We start from the raw sequence: 25,430 nt of genomic DNA, 5'->3' as shown, positions 1-25,430 counted from the left end.
GCACTCTTAAGGACGTTCGGCAAACCCCTCCTGAGCCTTGCCAAACTCGTTGAGCCCCAATACAGGCCCGGACCCAACTCACGTCAATTCAACGATCCTGGTCTTTGATTCAATGCGGTACTTGCAGCCCGAAAAGCAGGAGCATTTTCGGCCATACCTTCGAGCCTTGTCGCATGCTGTAAAAATTCGCTAACTCCAGACACGCCAACGCGGGAGCAAGCTCCCGCGCGGCGACATCCTACCAGTCACCGCCTGAAGGCAGTCAACCGGCCGACCAACAACTTACTTGTGGTCTTTAACTTCTTCGAACTCAGCATCGACAACGTCGTCAGCTTTTTCAGTTTTCTCGCCGTGTGGTGCTGCACCTTCAGCTGGCTGAGCCTGCTCGGCGTACATTTTCTGAGCCACTGGCGCGGAGACTTTCGACAGCTCTTCAACCTTGGCGTCGATTGCAGCCTTGTCGTCGCCTTTTACAGCGGCTTCCAGGGCAACAACAGCGGCTTCGATTGCAGTTTTCTCTTCAGCAGTGACTTTGTCGCCAGCGTCCGCAACCATTTTGCGCGTCGAGTGAACCAAGGCATCGCCCTGGTTACGAGCGCTAGCCAGCTCTTCGAACTTGCGATCTTCGTCAGCATTGGTTTCAGCATCGCGGATCATCTGCTGAATTTCTTCCTCGGACAGACCAGAGTTAGCCTTGATCACGATCGACTGAGTCTTGCCTGTGGCCTTGTCTTTGGCGCCTACGTGCAGAATGCCGTTGGCGTCGATGTCGAAGGTCACTTCAATTTGTGGCACACCACGTGGAGCGGGTGGAATTTCAGCCAGGTCAAACTTGCCCAAGGACTTGTTCTGAGTCGCTTGCTTACGCTCACCCTGCAGCACGTGAATGGTCACAGCACCCTGGTTGTCATCGGCAGTCGAGAACACTTGCGATTTCTTGGTAGGAATCGTGGTGTTTTTCTCGATCAGCGCAGTCATCACGCCGCCCATGGTTTCGATACCCAGCGTCAACGGGCTAACGTCCAGCAGCAGAACGTCTTTCACGTCACCGGCCAATACCGCGCCCTGGATAGCAGCACCCATGGCCACAGCTTCGTCAGGGTTGACGTCTTTACGCGCTTCTTTACCGAAGAATTCGGTCACCAACTTCTGAACCAGTGGCATACGGGTCTGACCGCCGACCAGGATCACGTCGTTGATAGCGCCAACATCGATGCCGGAGTCTTTCAGAGCGATACGGCAAGGTTCGATGGTGCGCTGAACCAGGTCTTCCACCAGTGCTTCCAGCTTGGCGCGGGAGATTTTCACGTTCAGGTGCTTAGGACCGGTGGCATCTGCAGTGATGTAAGGCAGGTTCACGTCGGTCTGCAGGCTCGAAGACAGCTCGATTTTGGCTTTTTCAGCGGCTTCTTTAAGGCGCTGCATGGCCAACGGGTCACCTTTAAGGTTCATACCGCTTTCTTTCTTGAATTCGTCAACGAGGTAGTCAATCAAACGAATGTCGAAGTCTTCACCGCCCAGGAACGTGTCGCCATTGGTGGCCAACACTTCGAACTGATGCTCGCCATCAACTTCAGCAATTTCGATTACGGACACGTCGAAGGTACCACCACCCAAGTCGTAAACGATCACAGTGTGATCGCCTTTCGCCTTGTCCATGCCGTAAGCCAGTGCGGCAGCGGTTGGTTCGTTGATGATACGTTTAACGTCCAGGCCCGCGATGCGGCCAGCATCTTTGGTTGCCTGACGCTGGCTGTCGTTGAAGTAAGCCGGAACCGTGATCACCGCTTCGGTCACTGGCTCGCCGAGATAGTCTTCGGCAGTCTTCTTCATCTTTTTCAGGATTTCAGCGGAGATCTGTGGCGGCGACATTTTCTGGCCGTTCACTTCAACCCATGCATCACCGTTGTCAGCTTTTGCGATCTTGTAAGGCACCATTTTGATGTCTTTCTGTACGACTTCTTCGTCGAACTTGCGACCGATCAAACGCTTCACCGCATACAGCGTGTTGTGCGGATTGGTCACTGCCTGACGCTTGGCCGACTGACCCACAAGAATTTCGCCATCGTTTGCGTAAGCAACGATCGACGGCGTGGTACGTGCGCCTTCAGCGTTTTCGATAACTTTTGCTTTGCCGTTTTCCAGCACGGAGACGCAGGAGTTGGTGGTCCCCAGGTCGATACCGATAATTTTGCCCATGTTAACTCTCCCGAAACTTTGGATTTGGATGCCGCAGCAGTGGTGGCTGACTGCGGTAGCACTTAAACGCTTGACTTCTTAATGGGGGTCTTGCGGCTAATTTCAAGCCTGCTCATCAATCGAAGGCGAAACTGGCGCAGGTGCCTTGCTAACCACGACCATGGCTGGGCGCAGCAAACGGCCATTGAGCTGATAGCCCTTCTGGAACACCTTGAGCACGCTGTTCGGCTCTACGTCGGCGCTCTCCTGCATGGCCATCGCTTGATGGTGAACGGCGTTAAACGGTTCGCCATGCGGATCAATCGCTTCCAACTGATAACGCTTGAGCGTGTCTTGAAACATCTTCAAGGTCAGCTCGATGCCTTCGCGCATTGGACGGATGCTTTCGTCATCCGGGTTGGATAACTCCAAGCCACGCTCTAGGCTGTCGACAATCGGCAGCAAGTCGCCAGCGAATTTTTCCAGCGCAAATTTGTGAGCTTTTTCAACATCCTGCTCAGCGCGACGGCGGACGTTCTGCAGATCGGCGGCCACACGCAAAGCCTGATCCTGTGCGCCTGCCAGTTGCTCTTCGAGCACTTGTACACGAGCCACCAGGTCTTCACCCGAAGCCTCGGGGCCTTGATTGGCGTCTAGCTTTTGCGTATCCACTGTCTGTTCGTCAGCCATAGATTTCTCCTTTCAATATCGTCCGCGAGCTCAACTCACGCTTCTGCCCAGCTATATGGGGCCGCAAAATTCAGCTTCAAGGGGTTTGTCGTTATTAACCCTACAAAAAGAGCAACCATCTCATTCCTCGATGTACTAAGTATTTCGCCGACTCAAGCAAATCGAGCTAAAGGCAGGCATTGTCAGCCCGAAACAAAACACTGTATAAATAACCATACCTAAAGCCTGGGAGCGGCCTTTATGCTGGTGCATCTGTCCGTACACAACTACGCCATCGTTGAACATCTCGATCTCGAACTTGATCGCGGGATGAGCGTGATCACCGGGGAAACCGGGGCCGGCAAATCGATCATGCTCGACGCCCTGGGCCTGACACTCGGTGATCGTGCTGACAGCGGCGTGGTCCGTCCCGGCGCAGACAAGGCCGATATCCTGGCGACTTTTGACCTGATAGACATCCCTGAAGCCAGCGCCTGGCTGGCCGAGCGCGACCTGGAAAGCGATGGCCCGTGCATCCTGCGGCGGGTGATCACCGCCGAAGGACGCTCGCGCGGTTACATCAACGGCACGCCCTGCCCCCTCGGCGACCTCAAGGCCTTGGGCGAGTTGCTGATCGACATCCACAGCCAGCATGAGCACCAATCGCTGCTAAAAACCGATACGCATCGCCGCCTGCTTGACGAATATGCAGGCGCTACCGACCTTGCGCGCCAAGTACAACTGGCGGCTCAACGCTGGCGCCAAACCCGCCAAGAGCGGGATCGCCTGTCTAACTCCGGCGACGAACAACGTGCTCGCCATCAGCTACTGAGCTACCAACTCGAAGAACTGGAAAACCTCGGTCTCGGCGAAAACGAACTGGAGCAGCTGGAACAGGAACACAAAAACCTGACCAACGCCGAAACGCTGCTGGGCATCTGCCGACAAGTGGTCGAGCAATGCAGCGAAAGTGACTCCGGTAACGTGCTGAATGCGCTGACGGCCAGCCTCAACCGCCTGTCGAGTGTGAACAATTCAATCGGCGCCTTGGGTGAGGCCAGCAGCCTGCTGACTAGCGCGCAAATTCAGGTGGAAGAGGCCGTAGGCGAACTAAACCGCTTCCTCGACAATTTCGACGCCGACCCGGCACGCCTTCAATACCTGGAGGAGCGACTCGATGCGATCTACACATTGGCGCGCAAACACCGCATACAGCCAACCGAAGTCGCCGAGATGCAACAGAAGTTGCTTGATGAAATTGAAACCCTGAATGCCAACGACGAGTCCATCGAGCGGCTGAGCGATGAGCTGGCGTCTTATGCACGGCATTATCAGGAAAAGGCACGAGACCTCAGCGATCTGCGCCATCAAGCTTCGAACGGCCTGGCCAGCGCCGTGGAACAGGAAATCCAGCGCCTGGGCATGCCGGGCGGTCGCTTCACTATCGAGTTGCGCCCTAATAGCAGCGATGAGCTGCTGCCCAACGGTCTTGAACAAGTCGAGTTGTTAGTGAGCGCCAACCCAGGGCAACCACTGAAAGCACTCTCAAAAGTAGCTTCGGGCGGCGAGCTGTCGCGCATAAGCCTGGCCATTCAGGTGATTACCGCGCAGACCTCACGCGTACCCACGCTGGTGTTCGACGAAGTAGACGTAGGCATTGGTGGTCCGACTGCCGAGATTGTTGGCCAGTTGTTGCGAAGGCTCGGGGAGCGCGGGCAAGTGCTGACGGTAACGCACTTGCCGCAAGTGGCGGCACAGGGCCATCAGCATCTATTCGTGCATAAGGTTCGTGGCGAGGATGCCACCCACACCGCTGTCTCCAAACTCAGCAAGAACGATCGTATTGAAGAGGTCGCGCGGATGCTCGGCGGCATTGACCTGACCAGGGAGTCCTTGGCTCACGCAAAAAAAATGGTCGTTACTACAAAAATTTAAGATCAGCAGAAAGCACGAAGGCGACCCTAGGGTCGCCTTCGCTCGTTTTACGAACCTAACGTTCGCGCGACATGCTTACTTTTTCTTGCGTACATACAGCACAAGATTGTGATCAACCATCTCGAAGCCATACTTCTCGACGATTGCTTTCTGTAGCCGCTCGATTTCTTCGTCGAAGAATTCGATCACTTCGCTGGTTTCGACATTGACCATATGGTCGTGATGCTTGCCGTCGTCCAGTTCGAAGACCGCATGGCCGCCGTCGAAGTTGTGTCGCACCACAAGGCCAGCTGCCTCGAACTGAGTCAGTACACGGTAAACCGTGGCCAGACCGACGTCCTCACCAGCCTCCATCAATGCCTTGTAAACATCCTCGGCACTCATGTGGCGTTGCTCGGCGGAATCGAGCATTTGCAGAATCTTGACCCGTGGAAGGGTCACTTTGAGGCCGGCTTTGCGTAGTTCGCTATTTTCAACCATGGTCAGCTTTCTCGCGATGCTGCTTCGCAGCTTCTCTTAATACGGGTATGATCGGCGTTTACGTTGTCCCAGCCAAGATAGTGGAAGTCGCCCACCGATGCAAAACACCAAGCTCTTGCTAACCAGTTTCACCTTCGTGGGACTGCTCGCACTCGCCGGTTGTTCATTCCCCGGGGTTTACAAAATCGACATCCAGCAGGGCAATGTCGTCACGCAGGACATGATAGACCAGTTACGCCCGGGAATGACCCGTCGGCAAGTACGGTTTATCATGGGCAACCCTCTGCTGACCGACACGTTCCATGCCGATCGCTGGGATTATCTGTATAGCCTGCAACCGGGTGGTGGTGAACGCCAACAGGAACGCGTCAGCGTTATCTTCAACCCTAGCGATCAACTCGTCAGCCTGTCGGGTGATTTCATGCCTGGCGTGAGCCGCGACGAAGCTATTCTCGGCAAGGATACTGGCGCTAACGTGGCCGCTCCTGTGCAAAACACCGAGAAGCCAAAGTCGGAAGTACCTGCGAAACCAGGCTCGTTGCTGGATCAGATCCAGAAGGACGTAGACGGTGTAAAAACCGTGCCAGTCCCGACACCGACACCGCTGGACACCTCGCCGCAATAATAGGCGAGGTAATAAAAAACCCGGAATGTCCGGGTTTTTTATTACCTGACGTTTAACGGATCATAGATTTTTGGCCTTGGCCTCGGCGGCCTTGGCAGCACGCAAGCGACGAACCTCTTTAGGATCAACCAGAAGGGGCCGGTAAATCTCAAGACGATCCCCCGCCTGAACCGTGCGAGTAGAGGGATCAGCGACCACCTTGCCAAAAATCCCGACCGGACAGCCCGCTAAATCCAGCCCGGAAAACTCAACATCTATACCGGACTTGAGCAAAGCATCACGCACCGTAGAGCCTGAAGGTACTTCGACTGTCAGCAATACCTGACGATCTTCGGCGGCATACACCACTTCAACCTCAATCACCGACTCAACCCTGCATCTGCTTGGCGCGCTGGCAGAACGCATCCACCAGCGTATTCGCCGCTTGATTGAACAAAGGTCCCAGCGTCGCACGCACGATTGGCCCGGCGTAGTCGAACGACAGGTCCAGACTGATCTTGCAGGCCTTCTCGCCCAACGGCTTGAACACCCAGACACCGTGCAACTGATTAAACGGCCCCTCCTCCAGATTCATCTCGATCGAATGGCCTGGAACCAACGTGTTGCGCGTTACGAAATGCTGACTCAGCCCCCCCTTCGCCACGCCCACGCTGGCGCGCATGTGCTCAGCAGAACTTTCGAGGACTTCGGCGGCCGAACACCACGGCAGAAACTCCGGATAGCGCGCCACGTCGTTGACTAGGTCGTACAGGGCTTGAGCCGGATACGGCAGCAGGGCAGAGCGTTGAATATGCGTTGTCATGTCAGCGTCACTTCCACAGCTGGGCGGCAAATACTACAAAAATGCCGATGGGCGCCACATAGCGCATCAAAAACAAGGACAGGCCGAACAGTATCGGACTGCGAATCGACAACTCGTCTCGCACCACTTCACGCCCCATTATCCAACCGGCAAACACTACGAAACACAAACCACCGAGTGGCAACATAATCCGCGACGTGAAGAAGTCGATCACACCAAAAAAGTCCAGTCCGCCGGCAGCACCCCATTGGTAGAGGTAAAACATCCCGCCTTCGTTCACGAAAAATTTGGCGTCCTTCCAGATATTGAAGGAAAACACCGTGCCCAACCCGACGAACCAGCACGTGAAAGCCAGCCAGAAAGTCACCCAGGCGCGGCTAATTTTTGTGCGTTCGACCAGGTACGCCACCATCGGCTCCAAAAGAGAAATCGCCGAACTCCAGGCCGCAACTGCCACCAACACAAAGAACACTACGCCCATCAACTGGCCAAACGCTACGTTACCAAAGGCAAAGGGCAGACTGACAAACATCAACCCAGGGCCCTCGCTCGGATTCAGGCCCGCCGCAAACACAATCGGAAACAATGCGAGGCCGGCCACCAGCGAAACAAAGGTATCGAGCAGCGCCACGCCAACAACGGTGCCAGAAATCGAAGCATTCTTCGGCATGTAGGCGCCGTAAATCATAATCGAACCGACGCCCACACTCAGGGAGAAGAAAGCGTGCCCCATGGCTGGCAGCAAGCCATCAAGTACCTTTTCCGGGTGGAAGTCGAACATGAAGTGCACGCCAGCCATGAAATAGCCCGTGGTCATGCTGTAGCCCAGTAACACAATGACCATCACGAACAGCAACGGCATCATGATCCGAAGGCTGCGCTCCAGCCCTGCGACTACCCCCTTGGCGATCACCACCGCCGACAGCAGCATGAAAATCGTGTGCCAAAGCGTCAGGCGCCATGGATCCGAGATCACATTGGCGAAGTAGGCCCCGACCTGATCCGCCGTCACACCCTGAAAATCGCCACGGCCCATGTCGATGATGTAATCCAGCGACCAGCCACCGACAACGCTATAGAAAGAAAGAATCAGCAACGCCGTGATCATCCCGGCGAACGCACCCCAGGACCACTTCCCAGAGTGACCCGCTTCCAGCGCCAGTACTTTCAAGGCATTGGCCGGGCTTTGCCGTGCGCGACGACCGATCAATGTTTCGGCCAACATCACTGGCACACCGATCAGCGCGATACACACCAGAAACATCAATACAAACGCGCCGCCGCCGTAGACGCCAACCATGTATGGAAATTTCCAGATACTTCCCAAGCCCACGGCAGAACCCGTCGCGGCGAGTATGAAGACCCAGCGGCTAGCCCAACTGCCGTGGACAGAAACCTTGTCTGTCGACATCGTTACCACGTCCAAGCATTCAAAAAAGAGGGCGCATTGTCCGGGATTCAATCAACCTGCTCAAGCACGCAGGATCACCGTAGCCGACTCGCGCGCAACTCCCTATAATGCCGCCCCTATGGCTAAACAGAAGAAACACCCAACAGGGACCATCGCGCAGAACAAAAAGGCGCGACACGATTACTTCATCGAACATCGGTTCGAGGCTGGTCTGGTCCTGGCCGGCTGGGAAGTAAAAAGTCTACGGGCAAGCAAGCTACAACTGGTTGACAGTTATGTGCTGCTGAAGGATGGCGAAGCCTGGCTGCTTGGCAGTCACATTACGCCCCTGATGACCGCCAGTACCCACGTCATCGCCGATCCGACCCGCACTCGAAAATTGCTGCTCAATCGGCGCGAGCTGGAAAAGCTTGCCGCAGCCGTGCAGCAAAAAGGCTATGCCTGCGTGTGCCTCTCCTGGTACTGGAGCAAGCACATGGTCAAGTGCGAAATCGCTCTAGGCAAGGGCAAGAAGGAATACGACAAGCGTGATACCGAGCGCGAGCGCGACGCCGGTCGCGAGTTGCAGCGTGCGGTGCGAAACAAGGGCAAGGAAGAGTAGTTTTTCGTCCTTGGCACGACCTTGTGCGGGGGAGCTTGCTCCCTCGCCAAAGCACGCGCTGTCGTTAACTACATGCCCTTTCGGCGCTCCGCCCGAGCCACGCGTTGAACCTCCTGGCGCACTTCTTCCAGTACTTCCTGCACATACAAAATGTGCCGACTGGAAATTTCCCGTGCCTGCTCCGCCCGCCCTTCGATAATCGCCAGGTACAACTCGCGATGCTGACTGATCAGCATGTCGCGTGTCTCTGAGCGTTGTTTGTACATGCCACCGATGTTGGTCACGACATTGCGCTTAAGCAAATCGAACAACCCTCGAATCGTGTGCAACAACACCGCGTTGTGGCTCGCTTCGGCGATTGCCAAGTGGAATTTTGCATCCGCTGCCCCCTCCTCCACCCGGCTCACCTCATCGTGACGCGAGTAGCAATGTTGCAACTCTTCGAACGCGACAGTCAGCCGCTCCCGATCGACATCGGTGGCACGCAACGCAGCGTAGTAAGCACAAGAAGCTTCCAGCGTATGGCGAAACTCTAACAAATCGCGCTGAGCCTCCGGGTTGCTTTCCAGCAAATGCAACAGTGGGTCACTGAATGTTGAACCTAGAGAGTCCACCACATAATTACCGCCCCCCTGGCGACTGACCAGCAAGCCCTTGGCCGCCAGCTTCTGAATCGCTTCGCGTAACGAAGGCCGTGATACGCCGAACTGCTCGGCAAGCGCGCGCTCGGCGGGCAGACGCTCTCCAGACTTCAGCGTGCCCTCAAGAATCATCCCCTCAAGCCGCTCGACAATATCGTCAGACAAACGGCGCTGACGAATTTGATCAAACCCCATAACTCATTCTCCACGATCCCGGCAGCTCGCCGGGCTCTCTATTCTGGCCTATCAACGCTGCACCAGCACCGATCAGACGCCGGTCAATCAAACAGATCAGATGGGCTCTGCACCGCTCATTCGACGAAAGTTTTAGGGCGGCAAATTGACACAACCCACACAAGGCTTTTACCCTAGCCAACAGCGATTGTAAATTGGTATTACCAATTAACCAAAACCGCTGACAAGTGCCTACCAACAATAATTAGGGGCCATCCCACATGCAAACCTGGCAACAGCTCTACAACCCGCTCGGCAGCCTCGGCATGTCCGCGCTCGCAGCCGTTATCCCCGTTGTATTTTTCTTCCTGGCGTTGGCCGTGTTCCGCCTCAAAGGACACGTGGCCGGCAGCATCACGCTGATGTTGGCCATTGCCGTGGCAATCTTCGCCTTCCAGATGCCGGTGGACATGGCTTTCGCAGCCGCTGGCTATGGTTTTGCCTATGGCCTATGGCCGATTGCCTGGATCATCGTCGCGGCAGTATTCCTCTACAAGCTGACAGTCAAAAGCGGCCAGTTTGAAGTGATCCGCAGCTCAGTGCTGTCGATCACTGACGACCAACGCCTGCAAGTGCTGCTGATCGGTTTTTGCTTCGGTGCTTTCCTGGAAGGGGCCGCGGGTTTCGGCGCGCCGGTAGCGATTACCGCCGCACTGCTTGTAGGACTCGGTTTCAACCCGTTGTTTGCCGCAGGCCTGTGCTTGATCGCCAATACCGCACCGGTTGCTTTCGGTGCGCTGGGTATTCCGATCATCGTAGCCGGGCAAGTCACGGGGATCGACGCATTCAAGATCGGCGCCATGGCGGGCCGTCAATTGCCCCTGCTGTCAGTGTTCGTGCCGTTCTGGCTGGTGTTCATGATGGACGGCCTGCGCGGCGTTCGGGAAACCTGGCCAGCAGCACTGGTGGCTGGTTTGAGCTTTGCAATCACCCAATTTTTCACGTCGAACTTCATCGGCCCGGAGTTGCCGGACATCACATCGGCGCTGGTCAGCCTGATTTCTCTGACGCTGTTTCTAAAAATCTGGCAGCCCAAACGCACGGCGGGAGCACAGATTGCTGGCGCAGCCTCCGGCACAACGGTCACCGCCAGCGTCGGTGGTTTCGGTCAGCCACGTACCAGCGTGGCGTCGTCCTTTAGCCTCATCGAAATTTTCAAAGCGTGGTCACCGTTCCTGATCCTTACCGTACTTGTCACCATTTGGACCCTCAAACCCTTCAAGGCAATGTTCGCCGCTGGTGGTTTGATGTACAGCGCTGTCTTCAACTTTGCCATTCCGCACCTTGATCAATTGGTGATCAAAGTCGCCCCCATCGTAGCGACGCCAACCGCCCTTCCGGCGGTGTTCAAATTTGATCCGATTTCCGCGACCGGCACCGCAATATTCTTTTCCGCGCTACTTTCGATGCTGATCCTGAAGATCAACTTCAAAACAGGTCTTACCACTTTTAAAGAAACCCTTTACGAACTGCGCTGGCCGATTTTGTCGATCGGTATGGTGCTGGCGTTTGCCTTCGTCACCAACTACTCCGGCATGTCTTCGACCATGGCCCTGGTACTGGCAGCCACCGGTTCAGCGTTCCCGTTCTTCTCACCTTTCCTGGGTTGGCTGGGCGTGTTCTTGACCGGTTCAGATACCTCGTCCAACGCACTGTTCGGTTCGCTGCAAGCCACCACCGCACACCAGATCGGCGTGAGCGACGTGTTGTTAGTAGCGGCAAACACCAGCGGTGGCGTGACCGGGAAGATGATCTCGCCGCAGTCAATCGCCGTGGCCTGCGCAGCGACCGGGTTGGTAGGCAAGGAATCGGACCTGTTCCGTTTCACCCTTAAGCACAGCCTATTCTTTGCAACGATTGTCGGTCTGATCACTTTGGCTCAAGCCTATTGGTTCACCGGCATGCTGGTGCAATAACGACGACAAGCCACACGAAAAAAACCGACGTTGGACTCCGATTCCGGCGTCAGCTATTAACAACCGGGTCTGTAAGGCTGCTGAAAGCCTCCGTCTCTATATTCAGCAGCCTCAACAGACGCGTAACCGGCCGAGAGACACGCCTGATGAGCGAGCTTTTTTACAACGCCGTGCCGAATGCGACCCGTGTCGCCCCGCCCCTGCCCGAGCCTCGGCAATACCCCAGCGAAAAACCGTCGCGGGTGTATCTGTTCGGAACCTGCGTGGTGGACTTGTTCTACCCCGAAGCCGGGATGGATGCGATTCATCTGCTGGAGCGCGAAGGCATTCGTGTCGAATACCCGCCAGGGCAAAGCTGTTGCGGACAACCGGCCTACACCTCGGGTTATACCGAACAGGCCAGGACCGTGGCGCGCTCGCAACTGGCGCTGTTTGCTGGAGATTATCCGGTAGTGGTGCCGTCCGGCTCTTGCGCAGGCATGTTGCGCGAACACTACGCCGACTTGTTCAAGGACGAGCCGCACACGCTGAAACACGTTCACGCATTGGCGGCCAGAACTTACGAACTGGCCGAGTTTCTGCTGTACGTCTGCAAGGTGCAGCTCAAGGACAGTGGCGAGCCGGTGAAAGTAGCGTTGCACACCTCGTGTTCGGCGCGGCGTGAGATGAATACGCACTTGCACGGGCGAGAGTTGTTGGCGCAATTGAGCAATGTCGAGCGCGTCGATCACAGCCATGAAAGTGAATGCTGTGGCTTTGGCGGAACGTTCAGCGTCCGAATGCCAGACATTTCGGGCGCGATGGTGGCTGACAAGACACGGTCATTGAAGGAATCCGGCGCGCACCAGGTACTCAGTGCCGATTGCGGTTGCCTGATGAACATTAACGGTTCGCTGGAAAAGCAGAAGGCAGCGTTGCGCGGTCAACATCTGGCCAGTTTCCTTTGGCAGCGCACTGGAGGTGTTTCGTGAATACTTCCACGCTGATTCCGACAGTTGCCGTAGAAGAAGATTTTCGTGCCAGGGCTCACGAGGCTTTGGCCGACACGCAACTGCGAAACAACTTTCGCACTGCAATGGATTCACTGATGACAAAACGGGCAGCGTCCTTCAGCGATGCCCACGAAAGAGAACATTTGCGCGCGCTGGGCAATGCTGTCCGCGCCCGTGCGTTATCCAAGTTGCCCGACCTGCTCGAACAGCTTGAACAGAACCTGACCCGCAACGGTGTGAAAGTACACTGGGCGGAAACGGTGGACGAAGCCAATAGCATCGTCTTCTCGATCATCCGCGCTCACGAGGGGCGGCAAGTGATCAAGGGCAAATCGATGGTCAGCGAAGAAATGGAAATGAACCATGTCCTCGCTGAACAGGGCATTGAATGCCTGGAATCGGACATGGGCGAGTACATCGTCCAGCTCGACCACGAGAAGCCTTCACACATTATTATGCCGGCGATCCACAAGAACGCCGGTCAGGTCGCGTCCTTGTTCCACGACAAACTGGGTGTGGAATACACCAAGGACGTTGACCAACTCATTCAGATCGGTCGCAAGGTTTTGCGGCAGAAATTCTTCGACGCCGACATCGGTGTCTCCGGTGTCAACTTCGCCGTGGCCGAAACCGGCACCTTGCTCCTGGTAGAAAACGAAGGCAACGGGCGGATGTCGACCACCGTGCCGCCAGTACACATTGCCGTCACCGGCATCGAGAAAGTCGTTGAAAACCTGCGAGACGTTGTACCGCTGCTATCGCTCCTGACCCGCTCGGCCCTTGGCCAGCCGATCACCACCTACGTCAACATGATCTCCGGCCCGCGCAAAGAACATGAACTCGACGGCCCTCGTGAAGTACATCTGGTGCTGCTCGACAACGGTCGCAGCCAGGCCTTTGCCGACAGTGAACTGCGTCAAACCCTGAACTGCATTCGCTGCGGCGCCTGTATGAATCATTGCCCGGTCTATACCCGAATCGGCGGTCACGCCTATGGGGAGGTTTACCCTGGGCCTATCGGAAAAATCATCACGCCGCACATGGTTGGCCTGGCGAAAGTGCCTGACCACCCGAGCGCGTCATCGCTGTGCGGTGCCTGTGGCGAAGTTTGCCCGGTAAAAATCCCGATCCCGGCATTGCTGCGACGCCTACGGGAAGAGAATGTCAAAGCCCCGGACAGCCCCCATCAGGTCATGCGTGGCCAGGGCAGCAAGTACTCGCGCAAAGAACGCTTTATCTGGAACGCTTGGGCGAAGCTCAACAGTTCGCCGACGCTCTATCGGTTGTTCAGTTTCGTGGCCACGCGCTTGCGCGCACTCACCCCCAGCAACGTCGGCCCCTGGACACAAAACCACAGCGCCCCCAGACCTGCTGCCCGCTCACTGCATGACATGGCCCGCGAGCACTTGGCCAAACACGGAGATCGTTGATGAGCGCCAAGCAAAACATCATCGCCAAACTACGTAAAAGTCTGACCGGCACTACGCCTGTACCGGACGAATTCGACGTCGAACTGGTGACTGCGCCCTACACCTACACGCCCGAGCAACGCATCCCTCAACTGCGCAAAATGATGGAAGCAGTACACACCGAAATCCATCTGACCTCTGGCGAAGCCTGGCCTGAACTGTTGGCGCAACTACTGCAAGATCGCCAGTTACCGAACCTGTTAATCGCGCCGACCACGCCTCACGGTCAACGCGTCACTCAGCACTGGTCGAAAAATCCTGGCCTGCCAATGCTCAAAGCCTACGACCGCCCAGTAGAAGAATGGAAAGCGGAGCTGTTTAATGACACCCCGGCCAGCCTGACCACGACCCTCGGAGCCATCGCCGCGACAGGCAGTCTGATTCTTTGGCCGACGCGGGAAGAGCCGCGGTTGATGAGTCTTGTGCCGCCAGTGCATTTCGCCCTGCTCAAAGCCAGTGAGATTCGTGACAACTTCTATCAAGTGCAGCAAGCATTCGAATGGGCTCAGGGCATGCCAACCAACGCCTTGCTGGTCTCTGGTCCCTCGAAGACCGCCGACATCGAACAAGTGCTGGCCTACGGCGCCCACGGCCCTAAAGACCTGGTGGTGCTGATCCTGGAGGATCAATGACACTACCCACCGCTTTCCTGCGTGATGCGCAGCAACTGATCCCCCCAAACCGACGTTTCGACGACCCGCTGTCGACGCTGGCCTTTGGCACCGATGCCAGCTTCTACCGCCTGATTCCGCGACTGGTGATCCGAGTCGAGTCCGAAGACGAAGTGATCGCCCTTTTGAAACTGGCGCAACGGGATCAAGTCCCGGTGACTTTCCGAGCGGCCGGCACCAGTCTGTCCGGGCAGGCCATCAGCGATTCCGTACTGATCGTGCTGGGGGATGACTGGAACGGTCGCGAGATCCGCGGCCAAGGCACACAAATTCGCCTGCAACCCGGCGTGATCGGCGCGCAAGCCAACGCATGGCTGGCACCGTTCGGGCGCAAAATCGGCCCCGACCCGGCCTCGATCAATGCCTGCAAGATCGGCGGCATCGTCGCCAATAACGCCAGCGGCATGTGCTGCGGCACTGCGCAAAACACCTACCACACACTGGCGGGTATCCGCCTGGTGCTGGCCGATGGCAGTTGCCTGGATACTGAAGACGCTGCCAGCGTTGCGGCGTTTCGTCATAGCCACCACCCGCTGCTGGAACGTCTGGCGACGCTGGGGCGAGACACCCGTGCCAATGCCCCATTGGCCGCAAAAATCCGCCACAAATACCGCCTGAAAAATACCACGGGCCTGTCGCTCAATGCCTTGGTGGATTTCGACGAGCCTGTGGATATCTTGAGTCACTTGCTGGTGGGTTCAGAAGGCACGCTCGGATTCATCAGCGCCGTGACTTACAACACCGTGATCGACCACCCGAACAAAGCGACGGCACTGATTGTATTCCGCGATGTGGAGACCTGCTGCAACGCCGTCACCGTGTTGAAAAGCCAACCGGTGTCAGCCGTGGAACTGCTGGACCGCCGCAGCCTGCGCTCGGTGCAGGACAAACCCGGCATGCCAGATTTCGTACAGCAGCTGTCGAATAATGCCTGCGCACTATTGATCGAATCCCGCGCGGCCTCGTCCACGTTACTGCGCGAACAACTGGCGCAGATCATGGCGTCCCTGACCGCGTTCCCGGTGGAGAAACAGGTCGATTTCACCGAAGACCCGGTGGAAAACGCCCGGCTCTGGGCCATCCGCAAAGACACCTTCCCCGCCGTCGGCGCCGTGCGTAAAACCGGCACCACAGTGATCATCGAAGACGTGACCTTCCCGGTGGAACAACTGGCCGCCGGTGTGAATCGCTTGATCGAACTGTTCGACAAACATCACTACGACGAAGCGATCCTTTTCGGACACGCGCTTGAAGGTAATCTGCACTTCGTCTTCACCCAAGGCTTCAACAACCCGCAAGAAGTCGCACGCTACCAGGCGTTCATGGACGACGTGGCGCAACTGGTCGCCGTGGAGTTCGGTGGCTCGCTGAAGGCAGAACATGGCACTGGTCGCAACATGGCGCCCTTCGTCGAACTGGAATGGGGCAGCGAGGCCTATCAGTTGATGTGGCAGCTCAAGCGCCTACTCGACCCGAACGGCATTCTTAACCCGGATGTGGTGCTCAGCGAAGATCCGCAGATTCACCTAAAACACCTGAAGCCGCTGCCCGCCGCCGACGAGATTGTGGATAAGTGCATCGAGTGCGGCTTCTGCGAACCGGTCTGTCCCTCGAAAGACCTGACCCTGAGCCCGCGCCAACGCATTGTGATCTGGCGTGACATTCAGGCCAAAAAACGCGCAGGCATCGACACGGCTGAACTTGAAGCCGCTTATGAATACCAAGGCATCGACACCTGCGCCGCCACGGGTCTGTGTGCGCAACGTTGCCCCGTAGGCATCAACACCGGAGAGCTGGTGAAAAAGCTCCGGAGCCGTAAGGCGACTCACACGAAAACCGCCAATTGGATTGAGGGAAATTTCGCCACTGCACTGCAAGGGGCTCGCTTCACCCTGCATGTCGCCAACGGGGCACGGATGCTGCTGGGGGCCCCGCGCTTGGCGAGACTCTCGGCAACGCTGACGCGGTTGTCCAAGGGACAGGTCCCGCAATGGACCCATGCCATGCCGCAGCCGGAAAAAGCCATTCGCTTCAGCCCAAGCGTGTCAGACGAACGCCCCAGGGTGGTGTACCTCGCGGCCTGCGTCTCGCGGGTCATGGGCCCCGCGGCGGACGATAAAGAGCAAAGCTCGCTGTACGATAAAACCCGTGGGCTGCTGGAAAAGGCCGGTTACCAGGTAGTCTTTCCAGACAATCAAGACAACCTCTGCTGTGGTCAGCCCTTCGCCTCCAAGGGCTACCCCGAACAGGCCGAACACAAACGCCAGGAACTGATTGGCGCCTTGCTGCACGCCAGTCGTGGCGGCCTCGACCCGATTTATTGCGACACCAGCCCCTGCACCTTGCGCTTGGTTCAGGACCTGGGTGACGTTCGACTGGACGTATACGACCCGGTGCGTTTTATCCGAACATATTTGATGGATCGGCTGGATTTCATACCGCAGGAAGCCCCCATCGCCGTGCATGTCACGTGCAGCACTCAACACCTCGGAGAGAGCCAGGCGCTGATCGACCTCGCGCGTAAGTGCAGCAAAACCGTGGTGATTCCTGAGGGAATCCATTGCTGCGGATTCGCCGGCGACAAGGGGTTCTCGACCCCGGAGTTGAATGCACATTCACTGCGAACGCTAAAGAATGCGGTGCAGCAATGCAGTGAAGGGATTTCCACCAGCCGAACCTGTGAGATCGGTCTGACGCTGCACGGTGGGATTGATTACCATGGGCTGGTCTATCTGGTGGACAGAGTCACTCAAGCCAGATTGGTGTAAGGCGATTTCATCGCCCTTTAAAAAAACAACCGAATTCCTGTGCATCGCCGTAGTCATTTAATTCAACCGGTTTCAAGTCACTCATTACCAATCTCGGCAGCGCCGCCCGCCCATTCGGCAGCGCAGAGCCCCTTCGCTCAAGGAGATACTCATGGAACGTACCGCACTTGGTGGCCTGTTCATTTGCGCTGCACTGTTGGCTTCTCCCGTGTTTGCTGCAGACAACAACCTCTGCACTGCCAAAGTGCAAGAGCTACGAAATAAGGTCTCTTCACTGCCCGCCACATCAGACAACATCACCATGGAGGTCAAGCGTATGCAGGCCAGTGCTGAGGCTGCCGCGGCTAAACATGACAACGACAAATGCGTCAGTGATGCCACTCAGGCGCTGTCCCTCGCCGACCAATTGCATCAGTAATGAGCAATGGCCAACCTTCCCGTTGGCCTTCTGAGCCCAGTTGGCGTACACTGCGCAGGCTTGTTGCTCATCAAGATGTACAGAGCAATGGGCTCGGGGCCGTTTAGGATTCGACGCCGGTTGCGAAACTTTAGGTGCATGCCGAGTTGGTAACAGAACTCGTAAATCCACTGTTGCAACTTCTTATAGTTGCCAATGACGAAACCTACGGGGAATACGCTCTCGCTGCGTAAGCAGCCTTAGCCCTTCCCTCCTGGTACCTTCGGGTCCAGCAATCATCAGGGGATGTCTGTAAACCCAAAGTGATTGTCATATAGAACAGAATCGCCGTGCAGTACGTTGTGGACGAAGCGGCTAAAACTTACACAACTCGCCCAATGCACCCTGCCAGTCGGGTCGCTGAGGGTTAACTTAATAGACACGGCTACGCATGTAGTACCGACAGCGGAGTACTGGCGGACGGGGGTTCAAATCCCCCCGGCTCCACCACTTCATCATCTAAAGACGTCCACGGGCGTCTTTTTTTGTGCCTGAAATCCAGTGAAATCAAGGGTTTCCAGCGCTTCTGGGGGCCAACGAGGTTTTTGGAGTTCCAGACAGCTTGGTATCCCAGGTGGTATTCCCGGCTACCCGGCGCTAATCTTGGGAATACCAAAAGGTGTCATGGAGTACTTCTCATGCGCGCTCAAACTACTGTAAGCGCGCGCCGTATTTGGCACCGTCTAGCGGGATGTTTGGCATTCATGGCGCGGTTTGAGCCGCTTCATTTTCGCGATTTGGTTGGCACCACGCCTAAGCGGGAATCACGGGCCACTCAATGGCCCGTGGGAACCCGTCCTGAAGTTCTACTCGATTAAGCAGCACCCGATAGCGTCGCCACGCCTCGTACCGCGTCCGTTCCTCTTCCGTAGCCATGTCCAGCTCCACTGCATCCAGCAGCGGCGCGATGGCGACGGTCGCCTGCACCATGAGGGCTGTACGCTGTTCCAATGCCTGCTTGGCCAGACCAGCGGTCTCAGCGGACGCGTCCAGCATCCATTTCCCCTTTACCCATAGGTGATAGGGTCCAGGCCGCTCGCTTGTGGTCAGTCCCTGCGGTAGCTCGCCGAGTTCATTCCAGATCAAGGCAGCCCCTGTATTCGTCCGATATACCGTTCCCCGGAAGTCTTGAAGTTGCAGCGGCGCGCCGTCCACCAAGGCCCATGCGTGCCCGACAGCAGGGTCTTGCAGTTCATCGGCGAGTTCCACGGCATTCCCAGGCAGTAAACGCCCCAAGCCAGGAACTATCGGGAGCTCCACAGGCCCGCTCAGAGCCTGATTGGTGTCAATAAGGTAACTAGGCATGGGTATCCCTCAGATGAGTTTGATTCGGCCAGGGTATGCAATGTTGCGGGCACGAACTCTATAGGCAGTAATCGCCGAAATTGACGATGTAGTGGGTGTCACATACATGGAGCCCAGCAAAATAGGAGGGTCCTCGGACTCCTCCAACTGGTTACTGGATGGTAAGGAGGTGCCGGTCTGACTGGGCGAACTGGCGACCCTGGTTGCAGCCTGAGAGCTGCCTGCCACTCGGCTCACGTCAACACTTGGTCGGGTTTCGGACAAGACCCGCAGGAACTCGCCTCGCGCCTCCGGCCCTCTAAACGTCGCGACTCCGTCCCCGGCGGTCCAACCACCTTCAGCGCCTACCCGGCCAGATTCAGTAGTCAACATTCCTGATTGCTGGGCGTGATCCCACAGCCATGGCCATTCAGCGCGCTGAAAAACCGAACTACTCAGCGCACCGTATCCCACAGGACTGAATATGACGGTGGTTTCAAAGACTGGACGCCCCAAGGCCGTGCTGTCGAACCTCCCTACAGGAAGCCACCCGCCAGCGCCGTCACTGCGCAAATGCCACCAATCCCCGGCGCCCATCAGCACCAGGAACGGATAACCCTCTGCGCGAAGATGGGTGTGGAATTTGATTTTGTCAGTACCGCTAGCCTGGTCGAGACTGCCAAAGCCAACGGCCAGGAGCCTTATGCGTGGCTGCGCCACGCACTAGAACGTCTGCCAATGGCGACAGCAGTAGAGGATTACGAAGCCTTGTGGCCTTGGAACTGCTCGCCGGTCTCACCTAGCTAAGCGCGTCATCCACCTTGAGTCTGGTGGGGTTCATGGAGCGCTTACGGTTGATTGGCTGTACAAGGTGTTTGAAGTCACTCGCTCGTGTTATTACGCCCAACGTCTCAGGCGCCGGACTCCGGACGTTGAGCGGCTTCGGCTGCGCAGTCGGGTCAATGAACTGTTCACGCAAAGTCGCAGTGCTGCGGGTAGCCGCAGCATCTTGTCGATGCTGCGCGAAGACGGTGAGCAGCTCGGACGATTCAAAGTGCGCAGCCTAATGCGCGAGCTTGACCTCGTCAGTAAACAGCCCGGATCACATGCCTATAAACGAGCGACGGTTGAACGGTTGGATATCCCGAACATCTTGAATCGAGAGTTCGATGTGGATACCGACCACGGGTTACCGAACGGCTCAAGAAGCCCAGCGCGATATCAGTCAATTCTTGATGCATCGCTACAACTGGATTCGATCCCATCAATTCAACGGTGGGCTGGCGCCAGCTCGGGCCGAAGAAAAACTTAACGTCGTGTCCGGGATTAGTTGACCACTACAACATCAACAACAGCGGAATTAATTATTAATAGTAATTCAGACTCATCTACGAGCCTATATATCGGACGAATACCAGACAAGCGCTCACTACTGTCTAAGATAATCTGAACCCCCTCCCCTCGCTTATCCATCATGGCACTACGTCCTGAAAGATTCCGATCCTGATCAGGAACGCTGCACTTTGCGAGCAAACTTGTAATCTCTTAGTTTCTCGCCGCTTGACGGTAGGAAAGACTGGATATTTTTTCATATATATCTGTCGCTTACGCTCTTATAATTCCCGCACCTCAACGATTTTTGCGTAGCCAAAGGCCACGCAGTTCAAGGTATTACCATCTAGTCGCGGAAACGATTTACGACCGTCCCCGAGATGCAACCGACTCCTTCACCAATCACCAGCCGTCAAGCACTCCGGCATGATATCTCTCCAATCTGCTTAGATATTCTACGAACAGACCAAATCAAACTTTTGCTCGGGTTGACAAATCGGACCTATAGCCGTACTTAGATCAAGCATACAGGTGATAAGACTATTATACTCTTTCACTTACACCTCACGGAATGGGAAAGACAGTGACGATATATGCAGGCATAAACGCATCGAACGACATAGAAGCTCCCTGCTTTTCAAAAAACATAAAATATAAAATACTAACTCTAATTTGTGCTTATATTAACAGTCCGAAGAGATCCTTGATCTGACTGCAGCTTGGCCGAGTTCTGCCCGTACCGAACTTCCGCACCGAGTCGATCATCACCGTGTATCGAACTTCTATAACCGCCGTACCATATAGCTTGCTATTTATTGGATGAGTTCACTATATTTTTCCAACCATTTATCAATTCCATGTTTTCCGCAACGATTCGACAGGCCTTACCAGTTGCACTGCGACAATGACTAAGAGCCTGGTGTCGCGCGGTCTTGATTGAGCGCGCGCCGTAGCTGTAGAAGATACTGCTGCTCTCCTTGGACATTGCCATAGCTTTCTCCGTAACGCTTTTAAGATAAGCCTCAGCGCCCTCACGGTCTTCGGGCACTAGCTTTGAAAACAGCGGCGTTAATGCGGTATCGTCCATTGCAGGAAACCGGTGATGTCTAAGGAAATCTTCGATGTGAGGCTTCAGAAGCGGATTGGCATCTCGTTGATAAAGTGTGTGCCCATTGCTGCCAAAAGGAGGAAGCAACACAAAGTCCGCATCACCGCCCTGAGACCGATAGCCGGTGACCATCCGCTCGACTAGATCAGGACGAAAAAGCGGATCATTTTCGGCGTAGATCCAAAGTGTTGGCGTTGGGTTGTCCTTGCCAAATTTCGTAAAGTTTCGTACTAGATCTGCTTGAAATAACGAGCAGTTAGATTCAGGAGTACCGACATGTTTGTGGTAGTAAACTCCGCCTGATATGTTGATGACTGCTGCCAAAGGACGATCTGGCTGAGCGGCCAAATCGAGCATGGACGCTCCGCCTATAGAAATCCCCACACCCAGTGCCAAGGAAGGGTCAACATCTGGACGCTCGCGGAGTGTTGCCAATGTGGCGCCCAGCTCTTTTCCATGTACATCGAGAAATTGGGCCACATTGGGCTCAGCGCAGTTTCCTGCTTCACCCCTGAAAACTCCCGTCGAGTGACCATACCCAGGCCATACAATCGACGCGGCAAGCCAGCCGCGATGTGCAAAATCGTGAGCAATATGTGCAAGCCAGTAAGCATGCACGTCTGAAGGAGATGCTGGAGCCGACCCATTAATAATCAAAGCGATGGGGAACTTCCCTTCTTTTACGGGACGGACGATCAAAGCTTCAACTTTCTCAACATGGGAGTCGATCTCGATCGGCAGTAAGACCTGCTGCTCGCGCACCGTAGTGTCGGCATAAGCCTGGCTCCCACAAAGCATTAAGCCAAACGCAAGTATAATTAACCGTCGAGATTGCTTCATTATAGAAAGCTCGCTAATAATTGCCTGAGAAGAATAACTCACCACTAACATGCTGAGCATGTTCGCAGCACCGGGTCGTTAGATCAGTATGCCTACCCCCTTTCCGGAGGGCATATTAATTCACGTCGATACACGGAGTGTTAACGCTGTGATGACGCATCCTTCGCAATAAAAATACCAGTTCCGTCCAAAAATCAAGAAAGTGAAGATCGCGCGTTATGCGCGCGATTTTCAATCAGCGACAACAGAATGACACTCCACGCAAGGCCTGAAGCAGAAAGGCGTCGCGCGAATGCAGTTATCAAAAGGTCGGCAGCATACTAGAAAAAAACCGGACCAAAAGGCACATCGCCATCATTCGAGAGAAAACTCAGGGCGCAGCGATCGAGTGCATGATGTTGGCCTTTCTGCACTCCCGCCCACAGCACTCTAGGCATACGTGTTTTCGGCAAACAGAAATCCGCTCACTCACTTCAACAGCCAGACCGCCGACATGGGGTTGAAACAGCCACGGCTTGTGTTCAGTGGCCAGCACCTTCCTGAACGAACACACGTGGGATCCAAAGCTGATCGAAGTAGCCCTTGCCTCCTAAACCACGAAGCTTTCACCTTTATCCGACAGAGGCTCGACAACTGCGGACTTACTCTAGGCGCTGCTATGGGTTGATATCGAGGAGGGTACGCAAAGCAGTCCTGAGAACAGGGACTTGATGGGTAACGTTGTCGTCATTGCAATGACTAAAACGCACGTGTAATCCACTCATTCAGGAGTTACCTATGTCCATCGGAGCCGTATCAGCTTCAAATCCAGTGCTGATCAATGGGCAAAGTTCTGCCCAACGTCAGCCACAGGCGAAAGCCAGTGAGAGCACTGCCTCAACCCCTGCTACCGCTACCGCGGCAAGCAGTGTTGCAGCAGCCCTGAAAGAAGCGACCGAGACTGCCGCGCAAACCGCTCAAGAGGCGGGGCAGGGTGATCATCAGGCGCAGCGTTTGATGCAAAAGCAACACCATCAACCCGCAACCACAGCAGCACCGAAGACCGGTGTGGTGAATGGCAACGGGCAGATAACCGGCGAGATCATCAACACTAAAGCGTAATCGCTCTGGCACACGGCAAAAGGCTGGTGAGTCCTGCGTGAGCGGGGTTCTCCAGTTGCCTTCACAGCACAGCAATACGTCATTTTTCCCACAGCCTGTAGCGCCTCCACTATTAATGCGGCATAGGCACGACCGTGTAGAAAACCCCATTGGCCCCGTAAGCCGGTCGCACCCAGGAGTTACCGCATTGATAGAAGGTGCCGGCCGAAACACTCCGTAGCCCACATCCGCTGGGAAGACTGACAAACGTCGACCCCATCGGCATGGTCGGCGCCGCGGAGGCCGCCATCGCGGCGTTGTAGCCGGCGCCATAGGCATTGTTGCTAGCGTTCGCACTGGCCGCAGAGGCCACGGCCGCGCCGACGACCACACCACCGACTGCCGCTGCGGCAGGACTGACACCGCTGTTATATCCACAGTTGTAACAACCGCTGCTGGCAATCACTGCGGTGGGGGGATGGTAATAGCTGGTGCTCGTGGCGGTCGGGTGGTAAGTCGTCGCACCGTTGCCATTCGCATGATACCCGGCGGCAGAGGCACCATTTTCGCCGGAGGCGTGCCACGCGCCCTCGCCACCCGAAGCGGTTCCTCCTTGCGCGCCGGTACCGTGCCACGCACCTGCGCCCCCGGAGGCTGTTCCTCCATGTTCGTCATTGCCACTCCAGCTTCCCCCTCCGCCGGAAGCTGAACCTCCACGAGCGCCAGAGCCATTCCAACTGCCGCTGCCGCCCGAGGCCGTACCGCCGCGGTTATCCTGTCCTTTCCAGCTTCCACTGCCGCCAGAGGCAGAGCTGTAATCACCTGAGTGGCTCCAGGAACCACCGCCACCCGATGAATGCCCGTAACTGGAGGCATGGGACCAGGCGGCCGCTTGATTGCACGTCAGCACCGCGACCAACGCCCCCGTCACTTTCAGTAGTCGTTTGCTCATGGTTCAAGCCTCGCTCAGGGGGTGGCCACCGGTTGTTTTTCTGCATCCAGGACGCGCATGTCCGGCGGTGCGGCAAACTGGATCCGCTGTGCCTTGTCGATATGCTCAGGCTGGAAGAAATTCGCTGATAAATCCGAAGCCAGTTTCCAGTCGCTGAACGCCACCTGATGCCGGGATTGGCTTGGGTCATCTCGGAACACCGCTCGCAGCATGCGCGGAAGCTTGTCCTTCGTGCCAATCCAGGCTTGTACGAACACGTTGTCATTGGCGTAGGCAATCACATCCGTCGTGGTATCACCCACCACCGTGGACTGACCGATGTAAAAGGCCAAGCGCATATCACGAGCCAAATCCTTGTAGGGATCGGAAACGATCACATCAGTGAACGGGAAATAGATGGCCGCCCGCTGATAGGCGGCTTCGAGGGTTGCATCAATGGTGTCTGGAGCCTCTGCCTGCGCCAGCAGGTTTTCTTTCGGAGCGAAAGCGTAGGCTTGTTTGCCGTTGTAGTAAAAGTCGGTCGCTGGCCCATCTCCCGAGGTCAACACACGCAAACGATCAGGCCGCTGCACAATGACCAGAGCCAACGTGCTATAGGCCAGGGGCGGTCCCAGTCGGCTGGGTTTTTCGTAGGTGGTGACGGCTTTGAAGCTCATTCCCTGAGTGCCCGCTAACTTCGCACTCATGGCTTTCAGAATATCCAGCGCTTTGGGCTCCAACTGAATCTGGGCCGCGGGAGCCGGGGGCGTTTCTGACGCCACTACGGGGGTAGCCATAAAACCGACAAACACGCCGAGGGAGAACAACCGAACATGCTGATTAAGTCGCAACATCGTTTGTTCTCCATGGAGATCAGGCAGAAATTACAGCGTAGCTTCGTGTGCCGAGCGGGGACGGATTTCTTTCGACAGCCCTGGAACAAGGCAGAGACGGTTAACTGCAACGTGCATTAGCGCCGACGAAACGTCCTAGGAAATTTCCCGCA

Annotated in this window: 21 protein-coding genes, 1 other RNA gene and 3 pseudogenes; 13 read left to right on the top strand and 12 right to left on the bottom strand. The window is 56.1% G+C overall.

What is annotated here, in order from left to right; translation table 11 throughout:
* Positions 1-282: 282 nt before the first annotated feature.
* The gene (dnaK, locus tag RHM68_RS03615) at positions 283-2,199 is read right to left on the bottom strand and encodes a molecular chaperone DnaK (RefSeq protein WP_322220573.1); all 1,917 of its coding nucleotides are present in this window, start codon (positions 2,197-2,199) and stop codon (positions 283-285) included.
* 102 nt (positions 2,200-2,301) lie between these two features.
* Positions 2,302-2,868, bottom strand: a complete 567-nt coding sequence (grpE, locus tag RHM68_RS03610) for a nucleotide exchange factor GrpE (protein WP_322220572.1) — start codon at positions 2,866-2,868, stop codon at positions 2,302-2,304.
* A gap of 240 nt (positions 2,869-3,108) precedes the next feature.
* Between grpE and recN the strand changes: the two genes are divergently transcribed.
* A complete protein-coding gene (recN, locus tag RHM68_RS03605) occupies positions 3,109-4,782 on the top strand; it encodes a DNA repair protein RecN (protein ID WP_322220571.1) in 1,674 nt (557 codons plus the stop codon).
* A 75-nt stretch (positions 4,783-4,857) separates the two neighbouring features.
* Here recN and fur read toward each other — a convergent pair whose 3' ends face one another.
* A complete protein-coding gene (fur, locus tag RHM68_RS03600) occupies positions 4,858-5,262 on the bottom strand; it encodes a ferric iron uptake transcriptional regulator (protein ID WP_026013299.1) in 405 nt (134 codons plus the stop codon).
* A gap of 97 nt (positions 5,263-5,359) precedes the next feature.
* Here fur and RHM68_RS03595 point away from each other — a divergent pair, with 97 nt between their 5' ends.
* On the top strand, positions 5,360-5,887 hold the full coding sequence (locus RHM68_RS03595) for an outer membrane protein assembly factor BamE (protein WP_322220570.1): 528 nt from the start codon (positions 5,360-5,362) through the stop codon (positions 5,885-5,887).
* A gap of 60 nt (positions 5,888-5,947) precedes the next feature.
* On the opposite strand, the gene RHM68_RS03590 is transcribed toward RHM68_RS03595, so the two are convergent.
* From RHM68_RS03590 to RHM68_RS03580, 3 genes are read right to left on the bottom strand one after another with little or no spacing between them, the layout of a single operon-like run.
* A complete protein-coding gene (locus tag RHM68_RS03590) occupies positions 5,948-6,292 on the bottom strand; it encodes an RnfH family protein (protein WP_322220569.1) in 345 nt (114 codons plus the stop codon).
* Positions 6,255-6,689 (bottom strand): type II toxin-antitoxin system RatA family toxin, encoded by a 435-nt coding sequence (locus RHM68_RS03585; protein ID WP_322220568.1) that lies wholly within the window; start codon positions 6,687-6,689, stop codon positions 6,255-6,257. The genes RHM68_RS03590 and RHM68_RS03585 overlap by 38 nt, the downstream gene beginning before the upstream one ends.
* A gap of 7 nt (positions 6,690-6,696) precedes the next feature.
* Entirely contained in the window at positions 6,697-8,100 is a 1,404-nt protein-coding gene (locus RHM68_RS03580; protein WP_322220567.1) for a sodium-dependent transporter, read from the bottom strand.
* A 118-nt stretch (positions 8,101-8,218) separates the two neighbouring features.
* Here RHM68_RS03580 and smpB point away from each other — a divergent pair, with 118 nt between their 5' ends.
* Positions 8,219-8,701, top strand: coding sequence for an SsrA-binding protein SmpB (smpB, locus tag RHM68_RS03575; protein WP_131060797.1), 483 nt, complete (start codon positions 8,219-8,221; stop codon positions 8,699-8,701).
* Positions 8,702-8,769: 68 nt separating this feature from the next.
* Here smpB and RHM68_RS03570 read toward each other — a convergent pair whose 3' ends face one another.
* Positions 8,770-9,537, bottom strand: coding sequence for a GntR family transcriptional regulator (locus RHM68_RS03570; RefSeq protein ID WP_322220566.1), 768 nt, complete (start codon positions 9,535-9,537; stop codon positions 8,770-8,772).
* Between the two features lie 260 nt (positions 9,538-9,797).
* On the opposite strand from RHM68_RS03570, the gene RHM68_RS03565 reads away from it, so the two are divergent.
* The 7 genes from RHM68_RS03565 to ssrA all read left to right on the top strand — a co-directional run bounded on the left by RHM68_RS03565 (position 9,798) and on the right by ssrA (position 18,299).
* Entirely contained in the window at positions 9,798-11,492 is a 1,695-nt protein-coding gene (locus RHM68_RS03565) for a lactate permease LctP family transporter (protein ID WP_322220565.1), read from the top strand.
* A 146-nt stretch (positions 11,493-11,638) separates the two neighbouring features.
* Positions 11,639-12,463 (top strand): (Fe-S)-binding protein, encoded by an 825-nt coding sequence (locus RHM68_RS03560; RefSeq protein WP_322220564.1) that lies wholly within the window; start codon positions 11,639-11,641, stop codon positions 12,461-12,463.
* Entirely contained in the window at positions 12,460-13,914 is a 1,455-nt protein-coding gene (locus RHM68_RS03555; protein ID WP_322220563.1) for a LutB/LldF family L-lactate oxidation iron-sulfur protein, read from the top strand. The genes RHM68_RS03560 and RHM68_RS03555 overlap by 4 nt, the downstream gene beginning before the upstream one ends.
* The gene (locus RHM68_RS03550; RefSeq protein WP_322220562.1) at positions 13,914-14,585 is read left to right on the top strand and encodes a lactate utilization protein C; all 672 of its coding nucleotides are present in this window, start codon (positions 13,914-13,916) and stop codon (positions 14,583-14,585) included. Before RHM68_RS03555 ends, RHM68_RS03550 begins: the two co-directional genes overlap by 1 nt.
* Positions 14,582-17,392, top strand: a complete 2,811-nt coding sequence (locus tag RHM68_RS03545) for an FAD-binding and (Fe-S)-binding domain-containing protein (RefSeq protein WP_322220561.1) — start codon at positions 14,582-14,584, stop codon at positions 17,390-17,392. The genes RHM68_RS03550 and RHM68_RS03545 overlap by 4 nt, the downstream gene beginning before the upstream one ends.
* A 151-nt stretch (positions 17,393-17,543) precedes the next feature.
* Positions 17,544-17,810 carry a hypothetical protein gene (locus RHM68_RS03540; RefSeq protein WP_322220560.1) on the top strand — a complete coding sequence of 89 codons (267 nt, stop codon included), beginning with the start codon at positions 17,544-17,546 and terminating at the stop codon, positions 17,808-17,810.
* A 95-nt stretch (positions 17,811-17,905) separates the two neighbouring features.
* Positions 17,906-18,299: a transfer-messenger RNA gene (gene ssrA, locus RHM68_RS03535) on the top strand.
* A gap of 303 nt (positions 18,300-18,602) precedes the next feature.
* On the opposite strand, the gene RHM68_RS03530 is transcribed toward ssrA, so the two are convergent.
* Both RHM68_RS03530 and RHM68_RS03525 read right to left on the bottom strand, forming a co-directional pair.
* Positions 18,603-19,058, bottom strand: a complete 456-nt coding sequence (locus RHM68_RS03530; RefSeq protein ID WP_322220559.1) for a tail fiber assembly protein — start codon at positions 19,056-19,058, stop codon at positions 18,603-18,605.
* Between the two features lie 105 nt (positions 19,059-19,163).
* Positions 19,164-19,799 (bottom strand): annotated as a pseudogene (locus tag RHM68_RS03525) (phage tail protein); the annotation flags it as partial.
* Between RHM68_RS03525 and RHM68_RS03520 the strand changes: the two are divergent.
* Both RHM68_RS03520 and RHM68_RS03515 read left to right on the top strand, forming a co-directional pair.
* Positions 19,797-19,940: pseudogene (locus RHM68_RS03520) on the top strand (transposase domain-containing protein); the annotation flags it as partial. The pseudogenes RHM68_RS03525 and RHM68_RS03520 overlap by 3 nt on opposite strands.
* Positions 19,941-19,983: 43 nt before the next feature.
* Positions 19,984-20,467: pseudogene (locus tag RHM68_RS03515) on the top strand (IS3 family transposase); the annotation flags it as partial.
* A gap of 806 nt (positions 20,468-21,273) precedes the next feature.
* Here the strand turns inward: RHM68_RS03515 and RHM68_RS03510 are convergent.
* A complete protein-coding gene (locus tag RHM68_RS03510; RefSeq protein ID WP_416195239.1) occupies positions 21,274-22,413 on the bottom strand; it encodes a hypothetical protein in 1,140 nt (379 codons plus the stop codon).
* 777 nt (positions 22,414-23,190) lie between these two features.
* On the opposite strand from RHM68_RS03510, the gene RHM68_RS03500 reads away from it, so the two are divergent.
* Positions 23,191-23,514, top strand: coding sequence for a hypothetical protein (locus RHM68_RS03500; protein ID WP_322220557.1), 324 nt, complete (start codon positions 23,191-23,193; stop codon positions 23,512-23,514).
* Between the two features lie 112 nt (positions 23,515-23,626).
* Here the strand turns inward: RHM68_RS03500 and RHM68_RS03495 are convergent, their stop codons facing one another.
* Both RHM68_RS03495 and RHM68_RS03490 read right to left on the bottom strand, forming a co-directional pair.
* Positions 23,627-24,445, bottom strand: a complete 819-nt coding sequence (locus RHM68_RS03495) for a hypothetical protein (RefSeq protein WP_322220556.1) — start codon at positions 24,443-24,445, stop codon at positions 23,627-23,629.
* A 14-nt stretch (positions 24,446-24,459) separates the two neighbouring features.
* Positions 24,460-25,278: a DUF2092 domain-containing protein gene (locus tag RHM68_RS03490; protein ID WP_322220555.1), complete on the bottom strand. Its 819-nt coding sequence runs from the start codon at positions 25,276-25,278 to the stop codon at positions 24,460-24,462.
* Between the last annotated feature and the right edge of the window lie 152 nt (positions 25,279-25,430).

It is taken from the genome of Pseudomonas sp. DC1.2, from assembly GCF_034351645.1.
Classification (GTDB): domain Bacteria; phylum Pseudomonadota; class Gammaproteobacteria; order Pseudomonadales; family Pseudomonadaceae; genus Aquipseudomonas.
This window is presented reverse-complemented; position numbering and strand designations above follow the sequence as displayed.